Source organism: Pedobacter sp. SG908, from assembly GCF_011759615.1.
Classification (GTDB): Bacteria; Bacteroidota; Bacteroidia; order Sphingobacteriales; family Sphingobacteriaceae; genus Pedobacter; species Pedobacter riviphilus.
In genome coordinates this window covers 277,470-289,166 of sequence record NZ_JAAOYY010000001.1, presented here as the reverse complement: position 1 = coordinate 289,166, position 11,697 = coordinate 277,470, and the positions used below count along the sequence as shown (strand labels likewise).

Annotated in this window: 6 protein-coding genes; all 6 read right to left on the bottom strand. The window is 41.0% G+C overall.

Annotation, left to right across the window (positions count from 1 at the left end; genetic code table 11):
• Window positions 1-368: 368 nt before the first annotated feature.
• The 6 genes from FHT21_RS01090 to FHT21_RS01065 all read right to left on the bottom strand — a co-directional run bounded on the left by FHT21_RS01090 (window position 369) and on the right by FHT21_RS01065 (window position 11,686).
• Window positions 369-2,336 carry a sialate O-acetylesterase gene (locus FHT21_RS01090; protein WP_167292962.1) on the bottom strand — a complete coding sequence of 656 codons (1,968 nt, stop codon included), beginning with the start codon at window positions 2,334-2,336 and terminating at the stop codon, window positions 369-371.
• A 158-nt stretch (window positions 2,337-2,494) separates the two neighbouring features.
• Window positions 2,495-4,051, bottom strand: coding sequence for a glycoside hydrolase 43 family protein (locus FHT21_RS01085; RefSeq protein WP_167292961.1), 1,557 nt, complete (start codon window positions 4,049-4,051; stop codon window positions 2,495-2,497).
• A 269-nt stretch (window positions 4,052-4,320) separates the two neighbouring features.
• On the bottom strand, window positions 4,321-6,003 hold the full coding sequence (locus FHT21_RS01080; protein WP_167292960.1) for an endo-1,4-beta-xylanase: 1,683 nt from the start codon (window positions 6,001-6,003) through the stop codon (window positions 4,321-4,323).
• A gap of 13 nt (window positions 6,004-6,016) precedes the next feature.
• Window positions 6,017-6,985: a DUF5627 domain-containing protein gene (locus FHT21_RS01075; RefSeq protein ID WP_167292959.1), complete on the bottom strand. Its 969-nt coding sequence runs from the start codon at window positions 6,983-6,985 to the stop codon at window positions 6,017-6,019.
• A gap of 41 nt (window positions 6,986-7,026) precedes the next feature.
• On the bottom strand, window positions 7,027-8,787 hold the full coding sequence (locus FHT21_RS01070) for a RagB/SusD family nutrient uptake outer membrane protein (protein WP_167292958.1): 1,761 nt from the start codon (window positions 8,785-8,787) through the stop codon (window positions 7,027-7,029).
• A 22-nt stretch (window positions 8,788-8,809) separates the two neighbouring features.
• On the bottom strand, window positions 8,810-11,686 hold the full coding sequence (locus tag FHT21_RS01065; RefSeq protein WP_167292957.1) for a SusC/RagA family TonB-linked outer membrane protein: 2,877 nt from the start codon (window positions 11,684-11,686) through the stop codon (window positions 8,810-8,812).
• Between the last annotated feature and the right edge of the window lie 11 nt (window positions 11,687-11,697).

Below are 11,697 nucleotides of genomic sequence, written 5' to 3'. Positions count from 1 at the left end.
CTAAAACGCAAACCAAAAACCGCTTAAATACACGATTTAAGGCATATTTTTAATAGAAAAACCGATATCATATATTTACCTCAACAACAAATTTGCCAACCGATTTGATAAAACAAGACGTATAGAATTGGCTTATAAGAGGGTATAAATATTCGAAAAAAGGCGGAAAATCCATTTTATGCAATCGGTTGATTTTTTTATTTTTTTGAATTCAGGCTGCCCAGGTTAAAGACTCAACTCAGCAAAAAGTGATGAGGATTTTTCTATTTTTATTGTTCTATCATGGCTAAAAAAAGAGCATTTTTATGACCAAAGCTAATCTTATTCACAGTTCAATGCAGAAGTTTTCAAGTGCACGTCGGCTATCTTTATTTATTAACTTCCGCTTCAAATGGAGAAGCCGGTAAATTAGCCTTGTTGTATAAATTAGCACGATCGGGATTATCTGCCCATGCATAACGGACAAATGCCGGCTTTAAGACCATGGGACTTGAGAGCACAACTGTATCTCCCACTATCCTGGCCTGGGCCCAATAGAAAACCTTATCCTCACCCGCAAGGGCGAAACCGCTAAGTTTATCAGATCCTTTAATCATCAACCCAGGCGAGCTATGATCAAAATTTATAATCAATTCAGATCCCTTTAACTGGTTTGATTTATAAATAGGTCCAGAATATGTAATCTGCTGATCTTGATAGGCTAAATGTGAGGCCCATAGTGCCAAACGCTCACCAACGTCTTTTTTATCCAGCGGATGGATATCATTCCATTCACCAGCATCAATAGCCACAGCCATCCCTGTATTTGGTACGGAAAGTGTTTGCAGCTGGCTTTGCCTAAATTGTGCCCAACTACTTTCTTCGGGTAAATAGCTGGCTTCCATAAAATTAGGCAACTGGGCATAAATAAATGGCAGATCTCCCTGCTTCCATTTATTACGCCAGTCTTTTATAAGCGCTGGCAACAATTGCCCATATGCTTTCGGATCTCCGGTATTCGCTTCGCCCTGATACCAGAGAAAACCTTTTATTGCAAATCTTACAGCTGGCGAAACCATGGTATTGAATAATCCGGTTGGCTCATTCTGCGCCACTAATGGCATTTCGGCCTCACCGCTAAAACCCTGGTTTTGCTTAGGTTGAGCATAACCTACTTCGAAACTCCATTCGCCACGTAAGTCTATTTTTTTTTCGGGAGTGAGCAAAGAATAGTTTTTATCTGGTACAAAGCCACCTTTCCCGTTGCTACTAATGACTTTAACGATAAGAATGTTTTTCCCGCTTTTCAACAGCCCAGCAGGAATAACATACCTACGGGGAGGATATTGATAGGTCGTATTGCCTATAAATTTACCATTGAGGAACACAGAATCTGCATCTATAATGCGGCCCAGATAAAGTTTAGCCTGCAGTCCGCTCATTTCTGCGGGGATTTGCAATTCTTTTCTGAAATAAAAAATCCCGTTGAAGTTCCGTAGCCCTTGATCAGCCCAGTAGCCCGGCATCCAAAATTTTCGCCAGCTGCTGGCATTAAAATCCGGATCAATCCATTTTACCGGGCCAGAAAGTCCTTCATCAACTACCGGAACTAATGTTGCCGACCTTGCCAGATTCTTCTCTTTAATATTTTTTTGGTAATTGGCCATAAATACCGAATCCCTGAAATTGTCTATTTTTTTCATCTGCGCGGGATTCGTCAAAAATGCATCGCGACTCATCCAGGCCTCAATCGGAGTGCCCCCAACGCTCGAATTGATGATGCCTATCGGAATGTTATATTTTTGGAAGAGCGTTTTTGCAAAAAAATAACTTGTCCCCCCGAAACTTAAAATACCCGTACCAGTGGCGGGAACCCATTTCCCTGGAGGAAGATCGATTGATTCGCCAGACAGATTAGCTTTAGTTGGAACGAAAAAGTTCCTGATCAAAGGGAAATGATCTTTTTCAATCACCTGCGGATAAGCCTCTTTTAACCGTTCCATTGGCAGGGCCATATTAGATTGCCCTGAGCAAAACCATACATCTCCCAACAGAATATCATCAAGGGTAATCGTATTCTCACCTTTAACGATCATTTTAAAAGGGCCTCCTGCTTTCATCTTACCCGTTTTCACAAACCATGAGCCTTGTGCATTGGTGGTGGTCTTATACGTTTTTCCGTTAAAACTGATCGTTATTTTTTCTTTTGCTGCTGCCCATCCCCATATGGTCAGGGGAGTTTCCCGCTGGAGCACCATGTGGCTGGATACCAACTGTGGTAAGGTAATCTTGGCAGAGACTGAAAAATTGAAAACCAGCAGCCAAGCTAAGCAGCATAAAATTAATTTTATTTTCATATTCTTATCAATTTCCAAAACTATCCAACGGCATCGAACTTTTTTTTGCCATTTGAGCATAATGCTGCAATTAATGTTCAAAATTCATTTTACTAATATGTAAAATCCTGCTCCAGCTCCTTATAGGCGAAGATTTGTATATTCTATAAGTGCCCAGGCTAGTTAACTTTGATATTGAAATAATCAAAGTCAGCATGTCCACCGATTTGCTGCGTTGCATAATTGAAAAGACCGAACCGATACCCCATAAAGTGCGGTATGGTGTACGACATTTTTAGTTTTTCGCCAACTGTATTCCATGATTTACCATCTAAGCTATAAGCGAAAGAAGCCAGATCCTGGCGATCTTTAAAATCACAGCTCAACTTTAAATAAATTTTTTGCTGTTTTAGGGGAATGTTGATGCTTTCTATCGGCTGATTATCGCTCATTGTAGTAACCACGACGAATAGTCCTTCTTTTAAAGATTTAACACCAATCCAGCCATATTTTTTCTGAAGCAATAACATTCCGGCGCAATCCCCTACTTTCATGTTTTCCAGATCGATGCTGGTTTCGGCTGAACTTGCCGGCGCTACCGTTCTTTGGGTAAGCGTATTTCTGGCCCATAGCACCGAGGTATCAATCCTGGAGGTTTGTATCACGAGATAGCCTTTTTTTCTGAAGAGCGACCAGTTAGCGTGATCTGGATTATGATTCCATTGCCAAACTTTTTTAAGACCGCTCCCCTCGCCTGTGCCATCGAAGTTGTCAGAATCTACAATGCCTGGAATCGGGCTTAAGTTTTTAGCGAGGTGAAGTGAGTCTGGCACTTTAGAATTTACACCAAGAACAGGCCATCCCTGCTCCCATTTAACGGGAACGAGATAAGGAATTCGACCAACTGCTCCATAATCACGGAAAAGGTAGGAAAACCACTCACCTTTTGGTGTACTGATCAATCCACCCTGGGCTACCCCCTTATCCTGAAGACCGATTCTTCCGGTGTAGGGGCCCAATAGCTTGTCGGCTTTATGAATAATTACCGTACGCATGCTGTTTCTTGGCCAGGTAATATTGAAAAGATAATATTTGCCTTTTATCTTAAAAAGTTGTGAACCTTCAGCCGGCAAACCGGGGTTATTGCCAGCAATCTGGGTAGCATTTTCTATCAATACCTTAGGACTTGTACCTGTTTTTATCCCTGAAAAATCTACATTTAACTCAGCAAGCATAATTTTGCCTGCCCCATAAACCATAAATACCCTGCCTTTTTCAAAAAACAGGGAGTGATCATGAAGTGCAGGGCTGAAGGCAGACCTTTTCCATGGGCCTTTTTCAATGTCTGTAGTAGAATATATGTATGTTTTATTGGTTGTACCAGAAAAAGTACTTACATAAAACCGGCCTTCATGGTAGCGCAAACTACTGGCCCATGATCCTTTCCCGTAATCATTTTTGCCATTATTTAAATTTAGCTGATCAGTATTTGCCAGGGTATCATAAACATAAGTTACAATCTTCCAGTTTACAAGATCGGTTGATTTCATAATAGGAAGACCAGGGCTCATATGCATGGTTGTACTGCTCATGTAGTAGGTTTTTCCTACCCGAATGATCGATGGATCGGGCACATCAGCAGCAATGATAGGATTTGTAGTGAGCTGGCTATGCGCTGTAAAATGAAACAGCCCATTTAAAAGTACAATACACAGATAAAATGCAAGGTTTTTCATAATTGGGGCAAATTTGATTTATTAAAAAGGCTGTAACATAAAACAAGTTTCTCTAAAGTGTCTCGTTGAGCAGAACCTGATAAAGTATTTAAACACATAAAAGTATATCTAAATCAGTCTTTCGGCAAGCTATCGAAGACAGGATACCTAAAAACATCGTCATTGCGAAGAGGAGCGACGAAGCAATCTTTTCTGTTAGCTATCCTCTTGCTATAAAGATTGCTTCGTCGGCTGAAAAAGCCTTCTCGCAATGACGAATAAAAAACAGGTTACCTACCCTTGAGTGCTTCTGCAACACCAGTATATGCAGGTTTACGCACAAAGCCTCCTGTCCAAAGTCCAATTGGTTCATCGGGTCTCCAGAAAGAACTGGCTGGGCTATCTAACGGACTCCAGATCGTAATTCCATAGCGTTGAGCAGGAGGTATAATCTCAAAATATTTATCGATCACATATTTGTACATATCTGCCTGTGCTTTGTATTCTGCTTCTGTTACGGCGGCTGTCTTTTTATTCGAAACACCAAGATCTAGTTCCGAAATCTTGATCAATTTGCCCGTAGCCGCCAATAATTTGAACATATCAACTATTTTCGCTTTATCATTTTCGGTACCCATGTGCATTTGCGTACCAATGCCATCCACTTTGGCACCTTTGCTTTCAATATATTTTACATAATCAATCAGTCCCCTGCATTTATCAAGGCTGCTTTCTAAACCATAATCGTTTATAAAATGAATATCAGAGGCATTGCCATACTGGCGTGCAAGTTTAAAGGCAGCCACGGCGTAATCTTTGCCAAGATAGTCCTGCCAATAAAATTCATCGGCAGCGATATTGGTTTTACCCACACCTGTTTTCAACTGTGATGGATCTGGCCAGTCAGACATGGGTTCATTTACCACATCCCATGCTTTTACATTGGCTTTACTAACAGCAAGCATTCCGGCAATCCATTTATCAAGCGCAGCTGTTAAGATAGCTTTTTTCTCATCGGCCGTTTTTTCAATGATCTTATCACCTCCATTTGGATTTACCCTGTTAATGGAGATTTTATCCATAGAAATTTTGCCGGCATAGGCTCCAAAGCTAAAAACCAAACGTGTTCTATCACCGGCAGTGATGGTTTTTTCCAGTTGTACAAGTTTCCAATCGGTTGAAACATCAAAAGAACCAAAGTCATCTGCTCCATAACTTTTGGTTTCTTGTGCCGCTACCGAGGCAGATCCAGCTACACTTCCCTTAACATAAAAGCTGAGTTTATATTTTGAAGGGCTTTGAAATGGAGTTGTAAAATCCATGGCAGTCTGGGCTTCCCAGGAATTAACAACTTTAGGATTAGACATGTTGAGCGCGTAACCTGTACCACCATATCCATCACCCTTTGCCGAAACCTCCCTAACAGAACTGTTTCCCCAGCCAAACCAGCCCGAAATATTTCCCGATTCAAAATCACTATTACTAATGAGGTTATCCTCAAGCGCCGGTCCGCCCGTTCCTTTAATGATAGTAGGCGCGATTAAACTATTAAGGTACTTGGCATTTTGATTGGCATGCCAGCAAAGGGTATGTCCGTACACTTCCATTCCTGAATTTTTAGCATTTTCCAGTAATTTCTTCACATTATCAAAATCCATACTGCCATCATCTTTAACAATGGCACCGTGTTTCATTTCATAACCAATTACAATCTGGTTAAAATTACTGTTCGCCAGGCGATATAACACACCTTTGTTATTGTATTCGGTAAGTGATGTGGCTACACCCAGTTTAAAATCAGGATTGGCCGACCAGTTGAAATAAGATTTCAATGCTTTGTAAGCGTCTATCTGTTCCTGTGCCGCAACTGATGCAGGTTTTTCAACAGAAAAATCAAGTGCTTCCTGCTTTTTGCAGGATACCGATAAAACCGGAAGACCGATGATTAAGGCAATTTTATAAATATTTTTCATCTTGATTAACATTTTATTTTTTAACCGGATTAAAGGTTTCCATTGTTACGCCACGGTTGCGCATTACAAGTGTATCAGTAGTGTTTACAGACATATCGGTAAGGTCGATGTTGTAATTCAGGTAAAGGGCATCCCTATCGGTATTTCCCCAACTGTTCTTTTCTCCCCGCTTGATAAACTTGCCATTTCCGGTAGCCGTAAATGTATTATCAGCAGCAGATACCGTACAGTTGCCTGAATTGTCGAAAGTAAGCAGCAATTTGCAGGTGATATTGCGGTTGTCCTTATCTTTAAATACCGCATCAAATGTATTTGATTTTAAGGAGGTAGTAACAACCTGATTAACCTCATCACTTTCAACATAGGTCATGTGCCTGCTAACGGTTTTATTCAAACTTGTATTGCCATTTTTACCGGTGATTATATCTTTACCCCGGCGCAGGTAATAGCCATGCCAGGGGTTAATGTATTTAATGGCATATAACGTATAGTTCTTGGTTTCCAGAATCTTATCGGCATTTTGTACCGAAGTCATCCGGAGCGGAATTACATAGGTATTCTTCAGTGCCAAAGGGTCGGCAAAAAATGCATCGGTTAGCTGTACCTGTACACCTCCAGCTATTTTGCCTTTAGGTATAGTTATAGCGCTGCCCAGTAGATTGTAGTAGTTTGCCGGCATGGCTACCACATTTGCGGCACCTCCAAAACTAAGATTGCTGGCAAGGGCATTGTCTACCGCCACACCAATACTAATATCATTTTTAACTTCATATACACCACCTGTCGTAGCCATGATTTCGCAACGGTGCAGGTTGTCTAGTGAGGTATCATATATATCCTCGCCAAGGGTAATGGTACGAACAGGACTCTGGTATGCAAAATATACGGTTTGGGTTCCATAATCAGGGAATTCCCAGTCTTGGTTCTTACACGAGCCTAAGAGTATGGAAATCGCTAATAAAAATATTATTCTTCTTTTCATCTTTTTTGAGTTTAATTCATTATTTACATTGGTGGTAAAAACTACCACCCTGCATTTTGAATAAGATTGTTGTACTTCAAAATTTCGCTATAAGGCAGCGGACCATAAACCATGTAATTTTGGTAGGCTCTGTTCTCTACATTTATTGGATTATATGCTGGTGCTATTATGCTTATACCCTGAGCCACTTCGTTCAGGTTTGCATTCCATCTGCGCAAATCCCAAAATCTGAATCCTTCGAAACAAAGTTCCAATCTACGCTCATTTCTGATTAACGCCCTCATTTTTACCTGATCTGATTTTATGGACTCCAGATAAGCATCGTTATTAGATGCGCCCACACCTGCCCGCTTGCGTATGGCTTTAATTACATCATAAGCTGAATAGGCGTGTGTACCATTACTTATTGGCCCCCAGGCCTCGTTGGCTGCCTCAGCATAGGCTAGATAAATTTCGGTATAGCGTATTCGAGGATTGTAATGCTTTTGACTTGTTGTTGAAGAGGGATTAAGATTAACATCCTGTCTAAGTAGCTTACGCATATAATACCCTGTTCGGGTAGAAGTTTCTACTTTATTAAGTGCATCGTTAGTTGTTCCGTTGGCCGAGGTATTAATAACACTACCTGAAGTTCCGGAAGTACCACCATTAACAAGAATATAAAGCTTTAATCGGGGGTCTCTGTTATCGTAAGGACTAGCTGCTACAAAATCACTATTATTTTCCAAAATTGGATAGCCATTAGCCATAGGGAATGCATTTACCAGATTTTGAGTAGGGTTTATTCTGCCGCTGCCAAAAAGCGTTGGCGGAAAGTTACTTCTTTCTAAATCATTACTACTCCCTACATCGCTACGCCATAAAATTTCTGATGGGTTTACGCCAGAGGCTAAACCATCAATACCAGCATCTTTGTCGTACCACTTGATATCGTTTACATTAAGATTTACTAATCCTCCTCTCAGATCAATTACCGCAGCAGCATCATTTGCTGCTTTTTCCCATTTGGCAATTGCGGAAGGATTAAAGGCTGGACTTGCAGCCAACAGTGATGCTTTGGCTTTGATAGCCTTGGCAATACGTGCAGTTATACGTCCTCTAAAATAATATCCGAAAACACGATTGTAATTATCCTTGCCCACACCTGCATATTTCGCTGGTACTTGGGCATCGGTTGCAATATCCTCAAAATCATTCGGAAGTAATTGTTCGGCCATATCAAGATCACGGTAAATTTGTGCCATACAATCATCGAACGTTGCCCTTGGCTTATTGAAATCAGCATCAAGCCCTTCAGGCTGAAGCACTATTGGTATACCTAAAAGTTGTCCGTTGGCACCTTTTCCACCATGTGCCTGCAACAGATAAAAATTAAACAAAGCCCGGAGCGCGAACGCTTCTCCTTTCATCCTATCATTAAACATTTTGTTTATGTTTTGGTCTACCGCCCATTTTACCTGGTCGGTTACCGAAAAAAACAAGTTAAGATACTGTATGGCAGCCCTAGAATTAGTCCATTGTGATAACGGATTATTAATCGCTGTCCACTGCCCGGTCGCAATTTTAAGGTAGGCATTGTTTTTATCATTGGTTACCGCGTCATCGGTGCTTACATCATTAAACGACCAACTGTTAGTTGGAATGCGGTTATAGCCGTTTAATAGCAGACCTTGCGCATAAGATGCATTGTTGGTTGTGCTTTCTAGATCAAGATTGTTCTCTATTTCAGGCTCTAGCATGTCTTTACAACTGATGCAAAAGAGCAGGGTAACTACACACAAAAGAAGTTTTAATCTTTTCATTTCAGGATAATTTTATGGATGATTAAAATTGTGCCTTTAACCCCAGGTTATAAAACCTGGTTTGAGGGGAAGAAGTCACATTTAGTTCAAGGATTTCTCGTTCAGGAGCAAGCGTTAATAAATTCATACCGCTTGCATATAGGCCAAGTTCTTTGATGAAACCTTTTTGAAACATACTAACAGGAAACTGGTAGGATAATTGTATTTTAGAGAGGTTGAACTGATTTGTACTGTAGAGCCAAAAATCAGAGGCCCGAAAATTGTTATCGCTAGTGGCCGTAGTTAGCCTTGGATAGGTTGCACTCGCCTGCGTTTCCGGAGTCCAGCGATCTCTTACTACTGCTGAGTATTTATCTTCTCCATCCACCCAGAAATAGTTGCTGTTCTTCATAGCTTTAGCACCATATCTGCCGGTACCAAGTACAAAAAGCGTCAAATTTTTCCATTTAGCTGTTAAGTTAACCCCCAAAGTAAACGGTGCACCTAACCATCCTCCTTTGCCAAGATAAATCTCATCCCGGGTATCGATAATACCATCGCCATTCTGATCTTTATACTTAATATCTCCAGGTTTAACTTGCCCAAAAGATTGACTTGGAGAATTAGCAATATCTGCATTACTATTAAAAAAGCCCAAGTTTTCCAGCCCCCAAATGGCATCTAATGGTTTACCTGTTCTGCTCTGGTAAGCAAACTCGTAAGATTCGGCGCGTTTGGTAGCTTTCGTATCGTAATAGGTACCGGTTAAACCAAGGCTCCAATCTATACTGCCTATTTTTTTATTCATCCTGATACCAAAATCGAATCCTCTGCGCTGATCGTTATCATAATTTACATAAGGGATATCAGAATAAACCGGGAAACCTGTTGTTAAATAAGAAGGATAAAGTATACCAGGCTGTACCACATTGCCCTTCGTTTGGTCTAAGAAAAGTGAAGCGGTAAAGTTGATCAGGTTTTTATAAAGAGACCCATCTATCCCTAAATTAATTTCTTTGCGCTGTGGAAATTTCAATTCAGGATTATCACCTCTCCTTTTATCAAAAGTATGAACCAAACCACCATCTCTCCAACTATACCAGGCGGCATCATTATAGGTATAATACCCTTGGTATAGGTTATAATTATTAATATCTAAATCGGTATTTAATATCCCTGCTGATGCAGTTATTTTTAGGTTATCAATTACATTAGAACCTTTTAAGAAAGGCTCCTCACTTATGCGCCATCCAAGAGATAGTGTTGGGGAGAAAGCACCTCTGTTTGTCAAAGGTAATTTTGCTGAATACACATACGCACCGCTGAAATCGGCATAGTAACGGTGATCATAGTTGTAGCCCAGCTGTAAGCCAAGATTGGCATTGTTGGTAGCATGATAAACCGAAGATTCGCTAATGTTAAAACCATAACCCAGCAATGATCCGGTAACGTTATGCTTTTGTTTAAAAGTACGTGCATAATTAAACTGGCCGGAAAAAGAAATAGTTTGGCGGTAAGCACTTCCGCTGACGTTCTGTACGCCTGATCTGGCATCAATGCCATACTTCGTTAAACCCGAAATCTGATCAAAGCCGGCATAATTGTTCCATGCAGCTTCGTAAACCGAATAGGTATTGTTATACGATTGATTAAAACTGCTTGAATAATCAACGGCAAGCATGGTTTTAAAGCTCAATCCCTGCATCAAGCTGTTGAGATCAAAATTTATCCCGGTATTAAACTGGAACTGACGGGATACATTCCGGTTGTGGCCTCCTGCATAAATGCTGGCGAAGGTATTCGTCTGATCCAGCTGGCTTCCGCCCAACAGGTAGCTGCCATTAATGATGTTGTTGCTGTTATTGGCTTGTGCCAGCGATGCTGCATCACCAGGTTCGATCATACTGATGGGAATAAGTGGTGCAAAACGATACGGTCGAACTATTGCTGCGCTGCCCCAATAATCGGTATTTACCCCTTTGCCAGTATAGAAACTGGCCGTAGCATCAACATTTAGGGAAATGATCTTATTCAGTTTTACATCGATATTTCCACGCACATTAAAACGGTTGGCACCGCTGTTTTTTACAGCTTCACCAAAATTCAGCAGCGAACCTACTGACCAATAGCCGATGTTGGTGTAATAACGCGTGCGGTTGTTTCCGCCTGAAATTTCTGCAGTCAGGTCGTTTCGTCCATAGCTGTTTCTCAGATAATCTGAAGAATAGTAATCTACGTTAGGGTAACGGTAAGGATTTGTTCCGGAGGCATAATTGTATATGGTTTGCTGACTGTAAAGGTCTGGCAATCCGTCATTCCTTCGCGCTTCATTATATAAGGTCATATATTCAGCAGATCCCAGAAATTGTGGATAGCTTTTAGGAACATTCAAACCGATATTGGCCCTTACATTTACCTTTTGTTCATAATTACCTCCTCTTTTAGTGGTAATGTACAGCACGCCCTTGGCTGCACGGCTACCATACAGCGCTACAGCATTAACACCTTTGAGTACACTAATCTGGTCGATTTCTGTTGGCATAATGTTATTGATATCTCTCGGAATTCCATCTACCAGCACGAGATAGCCACCCATTCCCCAAATGTTACCGTTAAAACCCGGCAAAAGGGCATCCAGGTTTTCAAGGCTGGAGGTTGAATAGTTTTTTTCCATCAATTGAGAAAGGTTCAATACGGAAACATCGCCTAAAAGGTCTCGTTTAGCCACCTTCCGGAATGCAACCTGTACAGAATCTATCTGAGGCATTACAAATGCGGTATCTTGTGGCAGGTGTTTTTCGTTTTTAACAACGGATTTATTGTTTTTTCTGATCTGCCTATTGGTTTGCGCTGATCCCGCTGCCGGCAGTAAAAAGGCAACGGCGAGGCAAAAGGCTGTTATTATCTTGATCTGTTTCATTTCATTCGTTT

Bases quoted from the DNA above. Each gene is read 5' to 3' on its own strand.
- FHT21_RS01070 (WP_167292958.1), bottom strand. From the start codon at position 8,787: ATGAAAAGATTAAAACTTCTTTTGTGTGTAGTTACCCTGCTCTTTTGC.
- FHT21_RS01085 (WP_167292961.1), bottom strand. From the start codon at position 4,051: ATGAAAAACCTTGCATTTTATCTGTGTATTGTACTTTTAAATGGGCTG.
- FHT21_RS01075 (WP_167292959.1), bottom strand. From the start codon at position 6,985: ATGAAAAGAAGAATAATATTTTTATTAGCGATTTCCATACTCTTAGGC.
- FHT21_RS01065 (WP_167292957.1), bottom strand. From the start codon at position 11,686: ATGAAACAGATCAAGATAATAACAGCCTTTTGCCTCGCCGTTGCCTTT.
- FHT21_RS01090 (WP_167292962.1), bottom strand. From the start codon at position 2,336: ATGAAAATAAAATTAATTTTATGCTGCTTAGCTTGGCTGCTGGTTTTC.
- FHT21_RS01080 (WP_167292960.1), bottom strand. From the start codon at position 6,003: ATGAAAAATATTTATAAAATTGCCTTAATCATCGGTCTTCCGGTTTTA.